The following is a 20,124-nucleotide window of genomic DNA, read 5'->3' on the forward strand; positions in this document are numbered from 1 at the left end:
CGACCCGACCAGAAAACACTGGCCGAGCCGATAAAGGCACTGGCTTTTAACACGCTGTTGAGTTCTCAAGAAACGGACACCCACCGCGCCGAACCCCGCTCCCGCAGGCCCCGGCTCCGGGGCAACCCTTCTAACTTACCTGGTTCGCCGCCCCTGTCAAGCCGATCAACCAAGATCTTTTCGACGAACGGATGGCCCACCAAGCCCCACGCAACGACGAACCAACAGGCCGAAGCCCACCGAAGATCGTTTCGCAGGAGACGCCCTGCGGGCCGGCCACCTTGCGGTGTCCCGTCATCCCGTTCCGGGCTGTCAGACCATCGTACAACAGCCCGAGCGTGACTCGAACCGTTTTCGGAAGCCTGGTCCCGTGGGCCGGCCGCGCTGTGGCGTCCCGCATCCCTTGGGGCTGAAGAGACGTTAAGGTCCTCCGCCGACGCCGTCAAATCGGAACATCCGCGTCCTGCCGTCACTTCCCCGGCCGGGCACACCGATCGTCTCGCTGACCTCGCTGTTCACACACTACGTGGGTCGGGTCACAGTGGGGTACGGTGCGCAGACCGCACAGCCCGCGGAGTCCGGCGCCGGGGGCATGCGCCGGCTCCCGGCCCGACAGCCGGCCGAGGTCTGGAGGACCCGCCTCGTGAATGTGCCCGTCGCCATCCGCGCTTCGGCGGAACGCCTGGTGGTCGCCGCGACCATGGGTCCGACCATCCATGACGTGCACGCGTGGCGGTTCAAGGTCGCGTCCGGCCTGATCGAGGTGCATGCCGACCCCGCGAGGTTCCGGCCGGCACGCGACCCGTTGGGGCGGAGCCTGCATCTCAGCAGCGGCGCGGCGCTCGTGAACCTGCGGCTCGCCGCCGCCCAGCTGGGACACGAGGCCGTCGTGCGGCTTCTCCCGGATGCCGGACGCCCGACGGTCCTCGCGGCGGTGCGGCTTGCGGGGCGCCACCGGATGACGCGGGAGGAACGCCTCCTCTACGCCGCGACGCTCCGGCCCTTCGTCGCGGCAAGGCCGGTGGACGCCGCCCGGCCGCCCGTCCCCCTCACCAACGAGCTGGGCGAGGCGGCAAAGCTGGAAGGAGCGGCGCTTCACCCGCTCCCCACCGCAAAGGAGATGCCGGCTCAACGTGCGGTGTTGACCACCCATGGGGACTCCCCCGCCGAGTGGCTCCGCGCAGGGCAGGCCCTTCAGCGTCTCCTGCTGAGCGGCACGGTCCACGCGGTTTCGACTTCGTTCACGTTCGATGTCGATGTCCCCGGCGTGGATGACGTGACAGAACCCGGCGAAGTGCCGCAGGTGCTCCTCGAACTCGCGCAGGACGTGGACGCGCGGCGCCTACTCAAGCCGCCTGTAGCTCGACAGCACGAAAGACAGGGGCGCTGGCAGAGGGTCGGGTAGCCGTCCGAGCCGTTCACGCAGCCGATCGGCCGGGACGTGATGTGCGCTGGGCCCCATGCCCACGAGCGTGGTGACCTCTTCGTGGGTCAGGAGGGCCTCAATGTCGATCTCCTGGCGCGAATCCAGTTTGAAGTAGCCGGCGAGTGCCGCGTCCGTACGCTCGGTCTTGTGCTTGTCGATCGACAGGAGTCCGAGGGACTCGACGAGCGGGCCGAGGTGCCGGGGCGACGGAGTCACGGTCAGGAGCAGCCCCTCGTCGCGGAGCACCCGGTGGAACTCGGCGGCGTTGCGGGGCGCGAAGACGTTCACGACGACGTCGGCGGCTCCGCCGCGCAGGGGGAGCGGGCGCCACAGGTCCGCGACGACCGCGCAGGCGCGCGGGTGTGCCTTGGCCGCCCTGCGTGCGGCGTGCTTGGAGATGTCCAGAGCGAGCCCGGCCGCGTCCGGCGACCGGTCGAGTATCCGGCTCAGGTAGTACCCGGTGCCGCCGCCCGCGTCGACGGCGAAGGACGGCTTGGCGCGTGAGACGTCGCGGGCGAGGCGGTCCGCGAGTGCTGTGAAGTGGCCCGCCGTCAGGAACTCGTCTCGCGCGCGCACCATCTCCGGGGTGTCGGCCGTGCCCGGACGGGCATTGCCGGGCAGCAGGTTCGCGTAACCCTGGCGCGCGATGTCGAAGGCGTGCCCTCCCGGGCAGCGGAGTCCGCGCTCAGCCAGTTCGAGGTCCGCACCGCACACGGGGCACACTAGGTAGTGGACGACATCGGCGAGCATCGGTCCATCATCGACCATGCGGGATGCGGAACGGGCGGTACCGTCCGCTTCTTTGCCGTCACGCCTCCGCGGCGTCAGCTGCCCTTCTCGTGCCCGCCACCTGGGACGGCACGTGGTCCGCAGCCTCGCCCGGCGGGCCGCTCGGCCCCGCCGGTCCAGAATCCGCGGACGTTCAGGACTCCGCGCGGCGGCGGACGTCCTCCATGTCGAGGCCGCGCACCTGCTCGATCACGTTCTCCAGCACCGACTCGCCCACCGCGCCGGGCTCCGCGAAAACGATCATGCCGTCGCGGATCGCCATCAGCGTGGGAATGGACTTGATCCCGAACCGCTGTGACAGCTCCTGCTCGGTGTCGGTGTCGACCTTGGCGAAGACGATGTCGTCGTGCTTGCCGGCCGACCTCTCGAACACGGGCGCGAACCTCTTGCACGGTCCGCACCACTCCGCCCAGAAGTCGACCATGACGATGCCGTCGCTCTGGGCGACCTGGTCGAAGTTCTCTGTGGTGAGTGTGACCGTCGCCATGTCGGTTTCTCCTCAGTCGGGGTATCAGGACGTAGAGCGGCTAACAGCCTCGCAGTATTCCCCACCCGGGAATCACAGAGCGGTAATTAGCGTTGTCCTCGTAGGGAGATCGCACCGGAGAAGGGTCAGGATGGCTGCAACCCGTACCAAGGGCGACAGGGTCGACGTTCCCGACAAGGATCTGGTCGGAGCGTACCTCGACCGGATCGGCCGTACCCCCCTGCTCGATGCGCAGGAGGAGGTCGATCTGGCCAAGGCGATCGAAGGGGGACTGTACGCCGAACAGCTTCTGGTCGAGGGGAAGGTGCCCGAGGGCGCGACCCGCGAGGAGCTGGAGCAGCTGACCGCGGCGGGGCTGCGCGCCAAGCAGCGCTTCGTCGAGGCCAATCTGCGCCTCGTGGTCTCGATCGCCCGCAAGTACCCGACCGACTCGTTGCCTCTCATTGACCTCGTTCAAGAGGGGAACCTGGGGTTGATGCGCGCGGTGGAGAAGTTCGACTACCGCCGCGGCTTCAAGTTCTCCACATACGCGACATGGTGGATCAGGCAGGCGATCGGCCGCGGGCTCAGTCACACCGCCCGCACGATCCGGTTGCCCGTCCACGTTGAGGAGGAGCTCTCCCGGCTGCGCCGGGCGGAACGCCAGCTGGGCCGCGAGCTCGGCAGGGAGCCGACCCGCGAGGAGATCGCCGACACGCTAGGCGCCGAGGCCGAGCATGTGGACGAGCTGCTGCGCTGGCGCCGCGATCCGGCGAGCCTGGACGCGACCGTCGACGACGCGGGCGAGACCCCGATGGGCGACCTGCTTGAGGATCCGGAGGCCGTGACACCGGAGGCCGAGATCCTCGCGCTGGACGACATCGAGGGCCTCGGACGGCTGCTGGACCGGCTGCCGGAGCGCGAGTCCGCGATCCTGCGGGCCCGGTTCGGCATGGACAGCGGCCAGCCCCTGTCGTACGCGCAGATCGGCGCCCGGTACGGCCTGAGCCACAACCGGGTGAGGCAGATCACCGACCGTTCGCTGCGGCGGCTGCGGCAGCTGGCGAGCGAGGCCGACCTGAGCGGCCGCCGGACGCTGTCGGGCGGGCCGGGAACCGCGCGGGAGCCGGTGCGCGCGACCGCCGGGAGCCGCGCGGCCTGAGGCCGGGCGGGCGGTTCCTCCGCTCTGTGATCAGTGATCGGGCGGCCCCGGCTCCGGGGCCGCCCGTTCGCGTTCGCCGGCCCCGCCTTCCCCGGTTCCCGGTTCCGCCCATGCCGCCGGAGCCCGACGTCCTGGCCCGGCCGGGCTCGTCGTCCGGCGGGGACAGGGCGTGCCATAGCCTTTCAGCGTGAGTACATCCGCCATCGGGGACCTCGACGCCTGGCGCTCCCTCCCCGCCCTCCAGCAGCCCGATTGGGACGACCCGGACGAGGTCCGGACGGTCGCCGCCGAACTGGCCGCGCAGCCCCCGCTCGTCTTCGCCGGCGAGTGCGACCAGCTCAAGGCCCAGCTCGCGGACGTCGCGCACGGCAGGGCGTTCGTCCTACAGGGCGGCGACTGCGCCGAGACGTTCGACGGATCGAACGCCGACGCGGTGAAGAACAAGCTCAAGACGCTCCTGCAGATGGCCGTGGTGCTCACCTACGCCGGCAGCGTGCCGGTCGTGAAGATCGGCCGGATGGCCGGCCAGTTCGCCAAGCCCCGCTCGAAGCCCGTGGAGGAGCGCGGGGGCGTGGAACTGCCCGCCTACCGCGGCGACGCGGTCAACGGGTTCGGGTTCGACGCCGAGTCCCGGCGCAACGACCCGAACAGGCTGCTGAAGGCCTACCACTGCTCGGCGGTGACGCTGAACCTGTGCCGGGCGTTCACCAAGGGCGGGTACGCCGATCTCCGCCAGGTGCACGCCTGGAACCAGGACTTCGTGGCGCAGAGCCCGGCGGGCCGCCGCTACGAGCGGCTCGCGGGCGAGATCGACCGGGCGCTGTCGTTCATGAAGGCGTGCGGGGCCGACCCCGACGAGTTCCACGGGGTGGAGTTCTTCTCCAGCCACGAGGCGCTGCTGCTGGAGTACGAGCGGGCGCTGACCCGCATCGACCACCTCAGCGGCCTGCCGTACGACGTGTCGGCTCACTTCCTGTGGATCGGTGAGCGCACGAGGCAGCTGGACGGGGCGCACGTGGAGTTCCTGCGGCAGATCCGCAACCCGATCGGGGTGAAGCTCGGCCCGACGACGTCCGCCGACGACGTCCTGGCGCTGATCGACCGGCTGAACCCGGACGGCGAGGAGGGCCGGCTGACCTTCATCACCCGGATGGGCGCGGGCCGGATCCGGGACTCGCTGCCGCCGCTGATCGAGAAGGTGCACCAGAGCGGCGCCCCGGTCGCGTGGATCTGCGACCCGATGCACGGCAACACGTTCGAGGCGCCGAGCGGGCACAAGACCCGGCGGCTGGACGACGTGCTGGACGAGGTGGCCGGTTTCTTCGAGGTCCACCGGGCGCTGGGGACGCACCCCGGAGGCATCCACATCGAGTTCACCGGCGACGACGTCACCGAGTGCGTCGGCGGCGCCCACGGGCTGGCGGAGGCGGATCTGCACCAGCGCTACGAGACGGCGTGCGACCCGCGGCTCAACCGGGGCCAGTCACTGGACCTGGCGTTCATGGTCGCCGAGCTGTACCGCAAGTCCACCTGATCGCACGCCCGCTGCGGCGCGCCCACGGACGGCCGGGGCGCGCCCGGTGGGTGCGCGCCCGCACGGGGCTTCGCGCGGGCTCACGTTCCAGGCGGAACGCGGTGTCAGATGTCCACCTCGGCCCAGACGACCTTGCCGCCGGTCACGGGGTCGGCCCCCCAGGAGTTCGCGAAGCGGTCGACGATGAACAGGCCGCGATGCGACTCGTCCAGCGGGCCGGGGACGGTCAGCCGCGGCAGCTGGGCGGCGCGGTCGCGGACCTCGACGCGGATGCGGCCGCCGCCGCGCAGCAGGCGCAGCTCCAGCGCCGTGCCCGCGTGGCGGACGGCGTTGGCGACGAGCTCGGCCACGATCGCGGTGACGAGCTCCTCGCGGTCCATCAGCGCCCAGGTCCGCATGGTGCGGGCGGCGAGCCGCCGTGCGTACTCGACCGCCTCGGTCTGCGGCGCCGCGCGCAATGTCGTCTCGGTCATCGGGTCGGTCACTCCGCCCGCTCGCCGTTCTTCATCGTCTCTCCCTCAGCGCCCATCGGCCGGAGCCCCCTCCGCCGGGTCCTCGATAAGGAAGCGGTCAAGGCCGGTGGTCCGCAGCACGTTCTCGACCCGGCCGTAGGCGCCGGTGACGGTGAGCGTGGCGTTCTGCGCGCGCGCGTGCTTGTACGCCCTCACGAGAACGTTGAGACCGGAGGAGTCACAGAAGTCCACCGCGGCGAGGTCGACGACGACCGCCCGCTCTCCCGCGTCCACGAGTTCGGTCAGCCGGGACCGCAGCTCGTCGGACGAGTGCAGGTCGATGGAGCCGCGCGCGGCGATCGTCGCGCGGCCGTCCTGTCGTGTCGTGTGCAAGGCAAGCCCCACGCCACCCCACCTTACCGATTGTTGGTCTCCATCATGACGCCCGCAGAACGATGAGGGCAATGTCGTCGTTCGACGGCTCGGGGCCGAAGTCGCGCACGGCGCGCTGGATACGGGCGGCGACGGCGCCGGCGCTCAGCCCGCTGCAGCCGGCGAGCAGGTTCTCCAGCCCTTGGCCGTCGCCGAGGAGACGGTTGCCGGAGCGCCGCTCCGTGACGCCGTCGGTGACGCACAGCAGGACCTCGCCGCGGCGCAGGTCGACGGTGTCGGTGTGGAACTCGACACCGTCGAACACGCCGAGCAGCGGCTGCGGCGAGGCCGCCTCGCGGACTTCGCCGTCCGGGGCGAGCACCAGCGGGGGCGGGTGCCCCGCGCTCGTCAGCTTGATCGTCACGCCGCCGTTGCGGCGCCGGGCGGCGATCTCGCCGTGCAGGAGGGTGAGCAGGCGCCCGCGCTGGCCCTCGCCGAGGATGAGCCGGTTGAGGCGGGCGAGCACGGCCGGGACGGACATCTCCTCGGCGGAGAGGATGCGCAGCGCGTGCCGGGCGAGCCCGGTGACGGCGGCGGCCTCGGGGCCGGTGCCGCACACGTCGCCGATGGCGAACCGCCAGCGGGACGCGGACGCCGGGCCGCCTGGCCGCTTCCCGCTTTCGAACACGTCGTAGAAGTCGCCGCCGACCTCGCTGCCCTCCCCGGCGGGCTCGTACACGACCGCGACCTCCAGGCCGGGGATCTCGGGGATGCCCGGCGGCAGGAGGCTGCGCTGGAGGGCGCTGCTCATGGCGGTCTGCGCGGAGAACAGCCGCGCGTTGTCGACGGCGAGGGCGGCGCGGCGGCTGAGCTCCTCGGCGAGCTCGATCGCGCTGCGGGGGAACCGGTCGCCGGACGGGCGGCCGATGACGATGGTGCCGATGCGGCGGCCGCGGGCGATCAGCGGGAACGCGTAGACCTGGTCGGCGGCGGTGTCGCCGACGGCGGCGCGGACCTCCTGCGGGGCGGTCGCGAGCCCGTTCCAGGCGCCGGGGACGTCCATCGGCGGGGCCGCGCCCGCGTGGTCGAGCAGTTCGCGGAGGCCGTCGGCGCGGTTCTCGTCGGCGTGCCACACGTAGGCGAGCCGGTCGGGCTCGGACTCGGTGACGGTGTAGACGGCGCACCAGGTGGCCAGGCGGGGGACGACGAGCTGGGCGACCAGCGCCATCGTGCGTTCCTGGTCGAGGGTCCCCGCGAGCAGGTCGCTGGCCTCGGCGACGAAGCTGAGCCAGCCGCGCCAGGACCGTTCCAGCTCGCCCACCCTGGCCTTTTCCAGGGAGAGCGACATTTCGTCGGCGAGCCGGCCGATGCGGATGCCGTCGGCCTCGGCGAACCGGCCGGAAACCGTCGAAACGGCCACGAGCAGTCCGGTGAGGCGTCCCTGGGACTCCAGCGGAGCGGCGGCGAGGGACCGTGCCTGCAGGGCGGCGGCGGCCGGATCGGATGCGTCGGCCGCCACCCAGGCCGAGCCGGCGCGGGCGGCGGGAGTCAGGCCGGCCACCGACAGCTCGCCGAGGGCGACGTCGGTCGCGCTACCGGCGGAGGCGCCCATGATCAGGCGCCCGTCGCGCTCGGTCAGCAGCACGGCCGCGCCCTCGGCGCTGAGGACCTCGCGGACGTGGGCGATGCCGTCCTCCATGGCCTCCACCGCCGCGGGTGACCGCAGGAGGCGGTCACCCGCCACGGGGATCTCACCGGCGCCCTCGCCGAGCCTGCCCTCCCGGACCTGGCCGCCCGGCCCGGCGGAGTCGTGGGCGCCCTCGGCCGCGCCGTCGCGGGCGGCGCGCTCCCGGACCCGCTCACGTCCCCGCTCACGTCTGGCGGCAACGCCTCCGGTGCCCGTCCGGGCGATCTCGGCGGCGGTCCGGGGCTCCTCGGACTCCTCGGGGAGGGGGACGGTACCGGCGGCGCCGCTCGCGGCTCCCGGCCTGGGCAGCCGGAACCAGACGCCCTTGGTGCGGCGGTCGTAGGAGACGCCCCAGGAGGCGGCGAGCCGGGAGATGGACGGCAGGCCGCGCCCGCTGGAGGCGGTGACGCCCGGCATCTCGATTCCCCGCGTGGGGTGCCGGTCGCGGACCTCGATCTTGATGTCCCCGGCCTCCAGCCGGCAGGAGACCTCGAAGGACGTGCCGGCGTAGGCGATCGCGTTGGTGGCGAGTTCGCTGGTGGCCAGGACGGCGTCGTCGGCGACCTCGTCCATGCCCCAGTCGGCGAGCACCTTCCGGACGAACCGGCGCGCGTCCGCCACCGCCGGGGCCGCGGACGGGAAGGTGGCCGACGCCGTCTGCCGATCCAACTGTCGTCCCTCGTTCGAAGCGTCACTACCCGGGCCTGGCCATCGTGACAGAACGGTCGACCACCCGGCCACGGGAGCCGTGACCCGGAGGCGGAGCGATGCGCCCGGCCTCGGCGATGCGATCCCCCGCCATGACACGACAGACCGTAACACGAAGACTACAAGCATGGATGCACGATCATTGCCTTCCGTTCACCCTCGGCGTGCGAACGGCGTCCAGCTCCGTACGGCGACGTAGAGTACAGGTGCGGCCAGGAGAAGGCCCTGGAGAAGGACTCCGTGCCATCCGGCTACCCGGTATCCGGATACCCGACAATCGCGGGCCAGGAGGATGAAAGAGAATGCCGCGTACCGCGTCTCGTGCACGCCCCGGCGGCGCGTATCTCGATACCGCCCCTCGCTACAGCGACGCTGATCTGGAGCCGCTTCTCAAGGCGCTCATCGCCGTCCGGGACGGGAAGGCGAGGTCCGAGCTGGACGTGCCGGGCGATGGAGCCGTGGCGGAGGCCGCGGCGATCCTGGAGGAGATCCGGCAGAACGGCACGGAGCTGGCGGCGGGGCTGAGCCGCATCCGCCGCGAGATCGGCCGGGAGGGGAAGCTGCGGGGACGGCTGGCACAGGGCGCGATGCGCGGTACCTGGGCCGCCTCCGTGGACGACGCCAACGCGATCATCGACAAGCTGACCGACCTGGCGACCGGGATGAGCCAGGTCGTGGAGGCGGTGGCCGCGGGCGACCTGAGCCAGCGGGTCGAGCTGCGGGTGCGCGGCAGGCCGATGCGCGGGGAACTGCTGCGCATGGCCAAGTCGGTCAACGGCATGGTGGAGCTGCTCGACCAGTTCACCTGGGAGGTCACCCAGTTCGCCCGCGAGGTCGGCACGGAGGGACGGCTCGGCGGGCAGGCCCCGGCGCGCGGCATGACGGGCCGGTGGCGGGACGTGACCGCCTCGGTGAACGTGATGGCGTCGCGGCTGACGTCCCAGGTCCGCGACATCGCGGAGGTCACCACGGCGGTGGCCAGCGGCGATCTGACGCGGAAGGTCACGGTCGAGGCGACCGGTGAGCTTCAGGAGCTGAAGCTCACCGTGAACACGATGGTCGACCAGCTGTCGGCGTTCGCCGACGAGGTCACCCGCGTCGCCCGCGAGGTCGGCACCGAGGGCCAGCTCGGCGGGCAGGCGAACGTGCCCGGCGTCAGCGGGGTGTGGAAGAAGCTCACCGACAACGTCAACGCGATGGCGAACAACCTGACCTACCAGGTCCGCAACATCGCGCAGGTCACCACCGCCGTCGCCGACGGCGACCTCGGCAAGAAGATCACCGTGGACGCGCAGGGCGAGATCCTGCAGCTCAAGGACACGGTCAACACGATGGTCGACACGCTGTCGGCGTTCGCCGACGAGGTCACCCGCGTGGCGCGCGAGGTCGGCACCGAGGGACGCCTCGGCGGCCAGGCCCGCGTGCCCGGCGTGAGCGGCGTCTGGAAGGACCTGACCAACAACGTCAACGGGATGGCGTCCAACCTGACCTACCAGGTCCGCAACATCGCGCAGGTCACCACCGCGGTCGCGGAGGGAGACCTCGGCAAGAAGATCACGGTGGACGCGCAGGGCGAGATCCTGGAGCTCAAGGACACGGTGAACGCGATGGTGGACACGCTGTCGTCGTTCGCCTCCGAGGTCACCCGCGTGGCGCGCGAGGTCGGCACCGAGGGTCGCCTCGGCGGGCAGGCGCGGATGCCGGACGTCAGCGGCGTGTGGAAGGACCTGACCGACAACGTCAACTCGATGGCGAACAACCTGACCACCCAGGTCCGCGGGATCGCGCAGGTCACCACGGCGGTCGCGCAGGGCGACCTGACCCGCAAGATCGAGGTGGACGCGCAGGGCGAGATCCTGCAGCTCAAGGACACCCTGAACACGATGGTCGACACGCTGTCGGCGTTCGCGGACGAGGTCAGCCGCGTCGCCCGCGAGGTCGGCACGGAGGGGCGCCTCGGCGGGCAGGCCCGCGTGCCGGGCGCGGGCGGCATGTGGAAGGACCTGACCGACAACGTCAACTCGATGGCGAACAACCTGACCACCCAGGTCCGCAACATCGCGCAGGTCACCACCGCGGTCGCGCACGGAGACCTGACGCGGCGCATCGACGTGGACGCGCAGGGCGAGATCCTGCAGCTGAAGACCACGCTGAACACGATGGTCGACACGCTGTCGTCGTTCGCCTCCGAGGTCACCCGCGTGGCGCGCGAGGTGGGCAGCGAGGGGCGCCTGGGCGGGCAGGCCGAGGTCGAGGGCGTGTCGGGCACCTGGAAGCGGCTGACCGAGAGCGTGAACGAGCTGGCCGGCAACCTGACCACCCAGGTGCGCGCGATCGGCGAGGTCGCCAGCGCGGTCGCGACCGGCGACCTGACCCGGACGATCACCGTGGAGGCGCGCGGCGAGGTCGCCGAGCTGAGCGACAACGTCAACCTGATGGTCGCGACGCTGCGCGAGACGACCCGCGCCAACGAGGAGCAGGACTGGCTCAAGACCAACCTCGCGCGGATCGGCGGGCTCATGCAGGGCCACCGGGACCTCATGCAGGTCGCCGAGCTGATCATGCGGGAGCTGACGCCGACCGCGAGCGCCCAGTACGGCGCGTTCTACCTCGCCGAGAGCATCGGCGATGAGACCGAGCTGGTGATGATCGCCGGGTACGGGACGCGGCGGGGCCGGGTCGGGGCCGTCCGGTTCGCGATGGGCGAGGGCCTGGTCGGGCAGGCGGCGCAGGAGCGCAGGCCGCTGCTGATCGCCGACGCGCCCGCCGACTACGTCAAGATCGGGTCGGGGCTGGGCGAGGCGGCCCCGGTCAACATCATCGTGCTGCCGATCGTGTTCGAGGACGCGGTGCTCGGCGCGATCGAGCTGGCCTCCTTCGGCCGGTTCACCGACGTCCACCTGGCGTTCTTCAGCCAGCTGATCGAGACGATCGGGGTCACGCTGAACGCGATCAGCGCCAACACCCGCACCGAGGCGCTGCTCGGCGAGTCGCAGCGGCTCGCGCAGGAGCTGCAGGAGCGCTCGGACGAGCTGCAGCGCCAGCAGGGCGAGCTGCGCCACTCCAACACCGAGCTGGAGGAGAAGGCGGCTCTGCTGGCCCAGCAGAACCGCGCGATCGAGATCCAGAACTTCCAGATCGAGCAGGCGAGGCGGACGCTGGAGGAGCGCGCCGAGCAGCTGGCGATCTCCTCGCGGTACAAGTCGGAGTTCCTGGCGAACATGTCGCACGAGCTGCGCACGCCGCTGAACAGCCTGCTCGTGCTGGCCAAGCTGCTGTCGGAGAACCAGGACGGCAACCTCACCGGCAAGCAGGTGGAGTTCTCCCAGACGATCCACGAGTCCGGCACCGACCTGCTGGAGCTGATCAACGACATCCTGGACCTCGCGAAGGTCGAGGCCGGGAAGATGGAGGCGCACCCGCAGCGGCTGTCGGTGCCGGCGCTGGTCGACTACGTGGACGCGACGTTCCGCCCCCTGTCGGTCGACAAGGGCCTGCAGTTCGGCGTGGAGGTCGCGCCGGACGTCCCGGCCACCCTGAACACCGACGAGCAGCGGCTGCAGCAGGTGCTGCGGAACCTGCTGTCGAACGCGGTGAAGTTCACCGCCGAGGGCGAGGTGCGGCTGCTGATCGAGCGGGCCGGCGACATCGACTTCACGCTGCCCGCGCTGTGGAACACCCCCGACGTGATCGCGTTCCGGGTGATCGACACCGGCATCGGGGTGAGCACGGACAAGCTGCAGGAGATCTTCGAGCCGTTCCAGCAGGCGGACGGGACGACGAGCCGCCGCTACGGCGGCACCGGCCTCGGCCTGTCGATCAGCCGGAACATCGCGCGGCTGCTGGGCGGGGAGATCCACGCCGAGAGCCAGCCGGGCCGCGGCAGCGTTTTCACGCTCTACCTGCCCGCCCAGTACAGCGAGCGCGACGGCAGGCGGCGTGCCGCGCTGCCGGACGAGGCGGCCGGTTCGCCCGAGGGCGTGCCGGGCCTGATGCCGGGCGACGAGCGCGCGGGCGCCGGTCCGGCCGGGGAGAACGGGCTGCCGGTGGAGCAGCAGCCGCCCGGGGAACGTCCCGGTGAGCCGGAGCCGGTGCTGACCGGGCTGTTGGAGGAGCCGCCCGCGGACTTCCTCGACACCGCCCTGTCCGGCCGCAAGGTCCTGATCGTCGACGACGACGTCCGGAACGTGTTCGCCCTGACCAGCGTCCTGGAGGGCTACGGCATGGAGGTCCTCTACGCCGAGGACGGGCAGGCCGGGATCGACGTCCTGCACCGCAACCCGGACGTGGCGGCCGTGCTGATGGACGTCATGATGCCGGGCCTGGACGGCTACGCGACGACGGCCGCGATCAGGGAGATGCCGCAGTTCGCCGAACTGCCCATTATCGTGATCACTGCGAAGGTGATGAAGGGCGACCGGGAGAAGAGCCTGGAGTCCGGCGCTTCGGACTACGTGCCCAAACCCGTGGACGTCGACCATCTCCTTGACGTCATGAGGAACTGGCTGCAACCCTCCATCGTCCGCTGAGGAGAGGAGAGGCTGAGCGACAGGGTCGCCGTGCGCGCTGACGCGGACGGGATGTCGGGGACCGGAATCGGAGAACGCGCGTGGACGACAAGGCGAAGATCCTGCTCGTGGACGACCGCGAGGAGAACCTGATCGCTCTGGAGGCCATCCTCAGCTCGCTCGATCAGGACCTGGTCCGGGCGCGGTCCGGGGAGGACGCGCTCAAGGCGCTGCTCACCGACGAGTACGCGGTCATCCTGCTGGACGTCGTCATGCCGGGGATGGACGGGTTCGAGACGGCCCGCGACATCAAGCGCCGCAAGAAGACCCGCGACCTGCCGATCATCTTCCTCACGGCGGTGAACAGCGATCCGGACTACGCCTTCCGCGGCTACGCGGCGGGCGCGGTCGACTTCATCTCCAAGCCGTTCGACCCGTGGGTGCTGCGCGCCAAGGTGTCGGTGTTCGTGGAGCTGCACAACAAGAACAAGCAGCTCCGCGACCAGACCACGCTCCTGCGCGACCAGGCCGCCCTGCTCCGGGAGCAGTCGACGCTCCTGCGCTCACGTCCCGCCGAGGAGACGCCGGACCAGGTCACCGAGCAGTTGACGGCGGTGGAGAGGCAGGCCGAGCTGGTGGGCAAGCACGTCCCCCGGGAAGCCCGCTCGGAGTTCGAGGAACTGACCCGCCGCCTCACCGACCTCCGCGAAACCCTGAACGGCGAAGCTCCAAGCCCACGCTGACCCCGCCCCCTGACCGGTCACGCGATGGCCCCGGGCTAAACGCCATTGAGCACGGCTCGCGCGGCGGCTATGCGGGTGAGGGTGCGGTCGCGGCCGAGGATCTCCAGGGACTCGAACAGCGGCAGGCCCACGGTGCGGCCGGTGACGGCCACGCGGACGGGCGCCTGGGTCTTGCCGAGTTTGAGGCCGTGCTCGGCGCCGATCCGCTCCAGCCGGTCCTTGAGCTCGCCGGCGTTCCACGGCGCGTCCTGGTAGGCGGCCTCGGCGGCGGCGAGGATCGCGGCGGCGGGCTCCTTCATCGCCTTGTTCCAGGACTGCTCGTCGGACGGCGGCTCGTCCAGGAACACGAAGTCGATCATCGGGACGATCTCCGACAGCAGCGCGATCCGGGTCTGCGCCAGCGGCGCCAGCTCGGCGAACACCGCGACGTCCACGTCGAAGGGCGCCTCCTGGAGGAACGGCAGGCACTCGGCGATGAACTTCTCCACCGGTAGCGCGCGGAGGTAGTCGCCGTTGAACGCGCGGAGCTTCTTCTCGTCGAAGAACGCCGGCGAGGTGTTGACGTCCTCGATGCGGAACTCGTCGACGATCACGTCCCACGGGACGATCTCGCGGTCGCCGGACGGGGCCCAGCCGAGCAGCATCAGGTAGTTGCGCATGGTCTCGGGGAGGTAGCCCTCGGCCCGGTAGTCCTCCAGCGCGACCTTGTCGCGGCGCTTGGACAGCTTCTTGCGCTGCTCGTTGACGATGACCGGGACGTGCGCCCACACCGGCGGCTCCCCGCCGAGCGCCTCCCACAGCAGCTGCTGCTTGGGCGCGTTGGACAGGTGCTCCTCGCCGCGCACCACGTGCGTGATGCCCTGGCTCATGTCGTCGACGGCGTTGGCCAGCAGGAACGTCACGGACCCGTCGGCGCGGGCGATGACGAAGTCCTCCAGCACGGCGTTCTCGAAGACGGGCTTGCCGCGCAGCAGGTCCACGACCGTGGTCTGGCCCTCGTCGGGCGTGCGGAAACGGAGGGCGCGTCCGGGACCGGGCTCCAGGCCGCGGTCACGGCAGAACCCGTCGTAGCCCTTGTTCTGGTCGCCGGTGCGGGCGATCACGGCCTCGCGGGTGCAGTCGCAGCGGTAGGCGCGGCCGCCGTCCCTGAGCGTCTGGACGGCCTCGGCGTGCCTGTCGCCGTTGGCCGACTGGAAGTAGGGGCCCTCGTACTGCTCGCCGTCCATCCCTAGCCAGGCCAGGGCGCGGATGATGCCCTCGGTCCACTCCGGGCTGTTGCGGGAGGCGTCGGTGTCCTCGATCCGCAGGACGAGCGTCCCGCCCGACTGCGCTGCCATCACCCAGTTGAACAGCGCGGAGCGGGCGCCGCCGACATGGAACATGCCGGTCGGGGACGGAGCGAATCGGACGCGGATCGGAGAGGTCGAAGCCATGCTTCAAGGGTAGAGCGCGCACGGGCCCTCTCGCGCCCGGGACCCGCGCGCCCTCCCCACTCCGTTACGCCTCCGATGCGGGCCGCCAGCGCGGGTCGCGCCCGGACAGCCCGATGAGCCGGTCGAGCAGCGGCGCGTCCTCCGGCACCGGCACCTCGGCGCCGAACGCCCCGTACTCGCGGCCGACCTCCGCCGTCGGGACGAGCTGCTCCCACGCCGCCCGCACCACCCCGGACGGGAAGGCGGGCTCACGCCCGGTGGCGACCGCGAGGTCCCAGCCGTGGGTGACGCACTCGCCGAAGAGGATGCCGCCGACGAACTCGGCCGGCATGCCCTCCTTGTTGCCGGTGAGGCTGGTGCTGCCCTCCCACGCCGCCGGGTCCTGCCAGGCCTCGGCGGTCTTGCGGACCTGCTCCTCGTACCGCTGCGCCCAGCGCGGCTCGGCGGTGAAGTCGTGGTCCTCCCCCGGCCCGGTGACCGGCAGCTTGTGCGCGGCGGCCTCCCCCCGCGCGCTCCACAGGATCAGGTGGTTGACCAGGGCACGCACGTCCCAGTCCGGGCAGGGGGTCGGGTCGTCCAGCCTCACCTCGGGGATCTCCAGGACGATCCGCGCCGCGGCCTCCGCGGCGGGAAGCATCTGGCTCCGGATATCCATGATCTCTCCTTCGCTCACTCGTTCGAACACACGTCCACGCTAGGGACCGGCGGCGGAGTCCGTCTTGAACAAACGCGACACGGCTAGCCTGGGTCGATGGAACGACCCCTACCCGGTGGAGCCCGCGGTATCTTGCACGCGCGGACGGGGCTGGAGCGCTTCCACACCGAGCGGACCGCGCCGCCGCCCGCGCTCGCCCCGTTCGTCGACTTCTTCTGGGTGCTTCACTGGGATCTGCGCGGACGGCCCCCGCACCGGCAGCGGCTGCTGACGCTGCCGTCCGTCCACATGACCTTCACCAGCTATCTGACCAGCGGGGCCACGAGGGCGCGGATCGTGGGCGTGGTGCGCGACGAGTTCGTCGAGGAGATCGCCGACGACGGCCGTGTGGTGGGCGTGGGCTTCCGCCCCGGCGGGGTCCGGCCGTTCCTCGGCGACGGCGTGCCGGTCTCCGCGCTCACCGGCCGCTTCGCCGGGGTGGACGAGGTGTTCGGCGCCGACGGCCTCGCGCTCGCCGGCGAGATCTTCGCGGCCCCCGGCGCCGGGGAGGGGCTCGGGCTGCTGACGGAGTTCCTGGTCGCGCGGCGGCCCGAGCGCGACGCGTCCGCGGAGCGGGCCGCCGGGATCGTCGAGCGGATCTCGGCGCGGCCGGGCCTCCTGCGGGTGGACGAGCTGGCCGAGGACGTGGGGCTGAGCCCGCGGAGCCTGCAACGGCTGTTCCACGACTACGTGGGCGTCGGCCCGAAGTGGGTCATCCGGCGGTTCCGGATGCAGGAGGCCCACGAGCGGGCCGCGTCCGGCTCACCGGTCGACTGGGCGGAGGTCGCGGCCGAGCTGGGCTACGCCGACCAGGCGCATTTCACCCGCGACTTCACCGCGGCCGTCGGGACCCCACCGGCGAGGTACGCGCGGGAGGCGGGCCCCGGCCAGGAGGCGGGACGCTGACCACGGAGGCGGGCCTGGCACTATCGATCCATGACCGCCCCCCTCGATCCGTCCGGTGAACCTCTCGAACCGTTCGACGACCTGGCCGCGTTCCGGAGTGTCGCCGCCGGGCGGCTCGGCCCGTTCGAGCACACCACCGTGCCGGACAAGCCCGGCCTTCGCCGCGCCGGCGTCGTCCTGTGCGCGGTGGAGCACGACGGCGTCCCCTCGGTGATCCTGATCAAGCGCGCCTACCGGGGGCGGAACGCGGGCCAGTGGGGGCTGCCGGGCGGCGGGCTGGAGGACGGCGAAACGCCCGAGGAGGCGGCGCTGCGGGAGCTGAACGAGGAGATCGGCCTGACCGCCGGGCCCGGCGACGTCCTCGGGCGGCTCGACGACTTCCCCGCCACCTCCGGCTTCTCGATCACCCCGATCGTGGTGGTGCTGGACGACCCGGGCCCGCTGGCGCCGAGCCCGGACGAGGTCCACTCCGTCCACCACACGAGCCTGCGGAAGCTCGCCGCCGACGACACGCCGAAGTGGGTCCCGCAGCCCGGCGGCGGGCATCTGCTGCAGATGTGGCTGGGGCCGAGGTGGCGGGTCCACGCCCCGACCGGCGCGATGCTGTGGCAGTTCCGCGAGGTGGTGCTGCTCGGGCGGAACGTCAGGGTCGCCGATTTCGTCCAGCCCGACTGGACACGCGACTGAGGCCCGTACCGGTACGCACGGGCGTCAGAACGTCCCGCCGTCGATGACGATGCGCTGGCCGGTGACGTAGGACGCGGCGCCGGAGACCAGGAACCGCACGACGCCGGCGACCTCCTCGGGCGTGCACACGTGCCCGTAGGGGGACGCGGCGTCCGCCTGCCGGATGTCCTCGATGCCCGTGGTGGCGCGCACCAGGCGCCGTCCCATGTCGGTGTCGACAACGCCGGGCGCGACGATGTTGACGTGCATGCCGTGGCGGCGTTCCTCCTTGGCGATGGTCCGCGCGAGGGCCTCCATCGCGGCCTTGCCCATCGTGTAGGGGCCGCTGAGCGGCGGGGTGGTGTCGGAGATCACGCTGGAGACGAACACCATGTCGCTGCGTTCGGCGCGGCGCATCAGCGGCAGCAGCGCCTGGCTGAGGTGGTGCGGGCCGAGCGCGTGCACCCGCAGCACCCGCTCCAGCTCGGCGGGGTCGGTGTCGGCGACGCTGTGGCCGCGGCTGGCGATCCCGGCGCTGTGCACGAGGACGTCGAGGGCGCCGAGTTCCGACTCGATCCGGGCGGCCAGGGCGCGGCACTCCTCCAGGTCGTCGACCGATGCGGGGAAGGCGTGGCCGCGCACGCCCGCGGCCTCGATGTCCGCGACGGTCTTGCGCGCCGCGTCCTCGTCCCGCCGGTAGGCGACGGCCACCTCGGCGCCGTCCGCGGCCAGGGCCAGGGCGATGGCCCGGCCGATCCCCCGGCCGCCCCCGGTGACCAGGGCGGTACGACCGGCGAGAGAACTCATGGGCGCTCCTTCGTCAGGGGCTACGACGGTGGGTCCCATCCTGCCCGTTCGCGGCCTGCCGCCGTAAGCGGCCCCTGACGAAGGATGCGGGAGGCTACGCCGGCTGCGCCTCGATGACGTGGTACCCGGACGGCGGCAGCGGCCCGGTCAGCGAGACCGCGGTGAACCCGGCGCCCTCCAGCAGCTCCCGGAACTCGGCCTCGGTGCGTTCACGTCCGCCCGTCGAGACGAGCATGTTGAGGTCGTTGTGGACGACTCCCCGGGACTCCGGTGTGACGATCTCCGGCATCACCTGTTCCAGCACGAGCACCCGCGCGCCGGGACGCGTCGCCGCACGGACGTTCTTCAGGATCGCGGCGGCCTCGTCGTCGTGCCAGTCGTGGATCACGCTCTTCAGGATGTAGGCGTCCGCGCCTCCGGGAACGGCGTCGAAGAAGTCGCCGGGGACGATCTCGACCCGGTCCGCGACGTCCTCCAGGGCGCCGGACGCGGCGTCGAGCCCGGCGGGCAGGTCGAAGAGCATCCCGCGCAGGCCGGGGTTGGCGCGCAGGATCGCGGCGAGCAGCGTCCCGTCACCGCCGCCGAGGTCCGCGACCGTCCCGTAGCGGCCGAAGTCGTGGGCCTCGACGATCCCCGGCGCGACGGCGCGGGTGTGCTCGGCCATCGCCTCGTTGAACGTCTCCGACAGTTCTTCGTTGGATTCGAAGTACTCGAAGGACGTCTTGCCCGTGACCCGTTTCCACGCGTACTCCCCCGTGCGGACCGTCTCGGTCATGTCGCCCCATGTACGCCATACGTCCGGGCCGCAGAACAGCTTGATCAGCGCCTGGACGGAGTCCGGGGCGTCGGCGCGGAGCCGCTGCCCCTCGGCGGTGAGCGCGAACAGGTCGCGCTCCTTCTGCTCCACGGCGCCCAGGCCGGTGAGGGCGCGCAGCAGCCGGTACAGGGACGGCGCGTGGGTACCGGTCTCCTTCGCCAGCTCCGTGCTCGACCTCGGTCCGCCCGCCAGGGCGTCGGCCAGCCCTATCTCCGCGGCCACGTGAAGCATCTGCGCCGGCATGTACCCGAAGGCCAGGTCCAGCAATGGTGATCTCGACATCGTCGGCTCCCTTCGTCGTCATCCCGACGCTATGGAGCCTTCTCCCCGGCCGTCTTGGACGAATGCAACCTCGCGCCGGGCGGGCCGGCTCACGGGGGCAGGCCGGCTCACGGAGGCAGGTCAGGGCAGGTCAGCGGGCGAGGGCGCGCAGCCAGGCCGCGGCGGCCGCGAGGTGCTCGTCGGTCAGGCCGCCCACCGGGTCGATCTCCACGAGCAGATGCTCGGCGACGTCCGGCTCACCGGCGATGCACTCGGTGGCGTCCGGCTCGTCCTCGAACCAGACGAACGGCCTGCCCTCGGTCCACGCGGCCACGTGGCGGGCCTTCCACGCGCCGAGCGAGCGGCCCTCCTCGACGCCGGGGAACTGCGGGATCGGGACGAACGGCAGCTCCGGCAGCCCGATCCTCGGCGCGATCCACTCGTTGGCGTTGTCGCACCAGTAGCTCGCCCAGGCCAGCTCGGCGCCGGACGACTCGGCCAGTTCCAGGAGGGAGCGGCCGTGCGAAGCGTTGAGCCAGAGCTTGAAACTCATGCCGTTCGGCGAGCAGCGATGGCGTTTGTAGCCCCGATGGGGCCTTTCAAATGGATTGAGAACCCCGTCCACGTCCAGAAGAACCACCGGCGACCCCATACTCCGGACCGTACGGCATGAATGCACGCCCGTCTAAGGCC

General features: G+C 71.5%; 17 protein-coding genes. 7 read left to right on the forward strand and 10 right to left on the reverse strand.

The genetic code is table 11. From position 1 onward, the window contains the following. Positions 1 to 643: 643 nt before the first annotated feature. Positions 644 to 1,405 (forward strand): hypothetical protein, encoded by a 762-nt coding sequence (locus tag E1285_RS31895; RefSeq protein ID WP_132158288.1) that lies wholly within the window; start codon positions 644 to 646, stop codon positions 1,403 to 1,405. On the opposite strand, the gene E1285_RS31900 is transcribed toward E1285_RS31895, so the two are convergent. Further along, positions 1,343 to 2,176 (reverse strand): putative RNA methyltransferase, encoded by an 834-nt coding sequence (locus E1285_RS31900; protein ID WP_132158289.1) that lies wholly within the window; start codon positions 2,174 to 2,176, stop codon positions 1,343 to 1,345. The two genes, E1285_RS31895 and E1285_RS31900, sit on opposite strands and share 63 nt — an antisense overlap. Positions 2,177 to 2,348: 172 nt before the next feature. After that, the gene (trxA, locus tag E1285_RS31905; RefSeq protein ID WP_132158290.1) at positions 2,349 to 2,702 is read right to left on the reverse strand and encodes a thioredoxin; all 354 of its coding nucleotides are present in this window, start codon (positions 2,700 to 2,702) and stop codon (positions 2,349 to 2,351) included. A gap of 130 nt (positions 2,703 to 2,832) precedes the next feature. Here trxA and E1285_RS31910 point away from each other — a divergent pair, with 130 nt between their 5' ends. After that, the gene (locus E1285_RS31910) at positions 2,833 to 3,843 is read left to right on the forward strand and encodes a sigma-70 family RNA polymerase sigma factor (RefSeq protein WP_243723183.1); all 1,011 of its coding nucleotides are present in this window, start codon (positions 2,833 to 2,835) and stop codon (positions 3,841 to 3,843) included. Between the two features lie 187 nt (positions 3,844 to 4,030). Next, the gene (locus tag E1285_RS31915) at positions 4,031 to 5,377 is read left to right on the forward strand and encodes a 3-deoxy-7-phosphoheptulonate synthase class II (protein WP_207946976.1); all 1,347 of its coding nucleotides are present in this window, start codon (positions 4,031 to 4,033) and stop codon (positions 5,375 to 5,377) included. Between the two features lie 104 nt (positions 5,378 to 5,481). Here the strand turns inward: E1285_RS31915 and E1285_RS31920 are convergent, their stop codons facing one another. Genes E1285_RS31920 through E1285_RS31930 form a run of 3 tightly spaced genes read right to left on the reverse strand, consistent with a single transcriptional unit; the run spans position 5,482 to position 8,557 of the window. Then, positions 5,482 to 5,850 carry an ATP-binding protein gene (locus tag E1285_RS31920; RefSeq protein WP_243723184.1) on the reverse strand — a complete coding sequence of 123 codons (369 nt, stop codon included), beginning with the start codon at positions 5,848 to 5,850 and terminating at the stop codon, positions 5,482 to 5,484. Positions 5,851 to 5,895: 45 nt separating this feature from the next. Continuing rightward, positions 5,896 to 6,234: an STAS domain-containing protein gene (locus E1285_RS31925; protein ID WP_132158292.1), complete on the reverse strand. Its 339-nt coding sequence runs from the start codon at positions 6,232 to 6,234 to the stop codon at positions 5,896 to 5,898. 31 nt (positions 6,235 to 6,265) lie between these two features. Further along, on the reverse strand, positions 6,266 to 8,557 hold the full coding sequence (locus E1285_RS31930) for a SpoIIE family protein phosphatase (protein WP_243723185.1): 2,292 nt from the start codon (positions 8,555 to 8,557) through the stop codon (positions 6,266 to 6,268). Between the two features lie 341 nt (positions 8,558 to 8,898). Between E1285_RS31930 and E1285_RS31935 the strand changes: the two genes are divergently transcribed. Together E1285_RS31935 and E1285_RS31940 are read left to right on the forward strand one after the other, a co-directional pair. Next, positions 8,899 to 13,125, forward strand: coding sequence for a HAMP domain-containing protein (locus E1285_RS31935; RefSeq protein ID WP_132158293.1), 4,227 nt, complete (start codon positions 8,899 to 8,901; stop codon positions 13,123 to 13,125). Between the two features lie 80 nt (positions 13,126 to 13,205). Continuing rightward, positions 13,206 to 13,847 (forward strand): response regulator, encoded by a 642-nt coding sequence (locus E1285_RS31940; protein WP_132158294.1) that lies wholly within the window; start codon positions 13,206 to 13,208, stop codon positions 13,845 to 13,847. A 35-nt stretch (positions 13,848 to 13,882) separates the two neighbouring features. On the opposite strand, the gene gltX is transcribed toward E1285_RS31940, so the two are convergent. Together gltX and E1285_RS31950 are read right to left on the reverse strand one after the other, a co-directional pair. Further along, positions 13,883 to 15,280, reverse strand: a complete 1,398-nt coding sequence (gene gltX / locus E1285_RS31945; protein ID WP_132158295.1) for a glutamate--tRNA ligase — start codon at positions 15,278 to 15,280, stop codon at positions 13,883 to 13,885. A 64-nt stretch (positions 15,281 to 15,344) separates the two neighbouring features. Continuing rightward, positions 15,345 to 15,935 carry a TIGR03086 family metal-binding protein gene (locus E1285_RS31950; protein ID WP_132158296.1) on the reverse strand — a complete coding sequence of 197 codons (591 nt, stop codon included), beginning with the start codon at positions 15,933 to 15,935 and terminating at the stop codon, positions 15,345 to 15,347. 96 nt (positions 15,936 to 16,031) lie between these two features. Between E1285_RS31950 and E1285_RS31955 the strand changes: the two genes are divergently transcribed. After that, positions 16,032 to 16,880 carry an AraC family transcriptional regulator gene (locus E1285_RS31955; RefSeq protein ID WP_132158297.1) on the forward strand — a complete coding sequence of 283 codons (849 nt, stop codon included), beginning with the start codon at positions 16,032 to 16,034 and terminating at the stop codon, positions 16,878 to 16,880. A gap of 30 nt (positions 16,881 to 16,910) precedes the next feature. Then, positions 16,911 to 17,567, forward strand: a complete 657-nt coding sequence (locus E1285_RS31960) for a CoA pyrophosphatase (protein WP_132158298.1) — start codon at positions 16,911 to 16,913, stop codon at positions 17,565 to 17,567. 24 nt (positions 17,568 to 17,591) lie between these two features. On the opposite strand, the gene E1285_RS31965 is transcribed toward E1285_RS31960, so the two are convergent. The 3 genes from E1285_RS31965 to E1285_RS31975 form a co-directional block, all read right to left on the reverse strand. Beyond that, positions 17,592 to 18,353 (reverse strand): SDR family oxidoreductase, encoded by a 762-nt coding sequence (locus E1285_RS31965; protein ID WP_132158299.1) that lies wholly within the window; start codon positions 18,351 to 18,353, stop codon positions 17,592 to 17,594. Between the two features lie 94 nt (positions 18,354 to 18,447). Continuing rightward, a complete protein-coding gene (locus E1285_RS31970) occupies positions 18,448 to 19,452 on the reverse strand; it encodes a methyltransferase (RefSeq protein WP_132158300.1) in 1,005 nt (334 codons plus the stop codon). Positions 19,453 to 19,582: 130 nt separating this feature from the next. Further along, positions 19,583 to 20,083: an HAD domain-containing protein gene (locus E1285_RS31975; RefSeq protein ID WP_132158301.1), complete on the reverse strand. Its 501-nt coding sequence runs from the start codon at positions 20,081 to 20,083 to the stop codon at positions 19,583 to 19,585. Positions 20,084 to 20,124: the final 41 nt, after the last annotated feature.

The sequence above is a fragment of the Actinomadura sp. 7K507 genome (assembly GCF_004348425.1).
In the GTDB taxonomy this organism is placed as follows: Bacteria; Actinomycetota; Actinomycetes; order Streptosporangiales; family Streptosporangiaceae; genus Spirillospora.

Coding starts and splice junctions, on each gene's coding strand:
- E1285_RS31955 (WP_132158297.1), top strand. CDS start 16,032: ATGGAACGACCCCTACCCGGTGGAGCCCGCGGTATCTTGCACGCGCGG.
- gltX (WP_132158295.1), bottom strand. CDS start 15,280: ATGGCTTCGACCTCTCCGATCCGCGTCCGATTCGCTCCGTCCCCGACC.
- trxA (WP_132158290.1), bottom strand. CDS start 2,702: ATGGCGACGGTCACACTCACCACAGAGAACTTCGACCAGGTCGCCCAG.
- E1285_RS31975 (WP_132158301.1), bottom strand. CDS start 20,083: ATGGGGTCGCCGGTGGTTCTTCTGGACGTGGACGGGGTTCTCAATCCA.
- E1285_RS31950 (WP_132158296.1), bottom strand. CDS start 15,935: ATGGATATCCGGAGCCAGATGCTTCCCGCCGCGGAGGCCGCGGCGCGG.
- E1285_RS31910 (WP_243723183.1), top strand. CDS start 2,833: ATGGCTGCAACCCGTACCAAGGGCGACAGGGTCGACGTTCCCGACAAG.
- E1285_RS31935 (WP_132158293.1), top strand. CDS start 8,899: ATGCCGCGTACCGCGTCTCGTGCACGCCCCGGCGGCGCGTATCTCGAT.
- E1285_RS31900 (WP_132158289.1), bottom strand. CDS start 2,176: ATGCTCGCCGATGTCGTCCACTACCTAGTGTGCCCCGTGTGCGGTGCG.
- E1285_RS31960 (WP_132158298.1), top strand. CDS start 16,911: ATGACCGCCCCCCTCGATCCGTCCGGTGAACCTCTCGAACCGTTCGAC.
- E1285_RS31965 (WP_132158299.1), bottom strand. CDS start 18,353: ATGAGTTCTCTCGCCGGTCGTACCGCCCTGGTCACCGGGGGCGGCCGG.
- E1285_RS31970 (WP_132158300.1), bottom strand. CDS start 19,452: ATGTCGAGATCACCATTGCTGGACCTGGCCTTCGGGTACATGCCGGCG.
- E1285_RS31920 (WP_243723184.1), bottom strand. CDS start 5,850: ATGACCGAGACGACATTGCGCGCGGCGCCGCAGACCGAGGCGGTCGAG.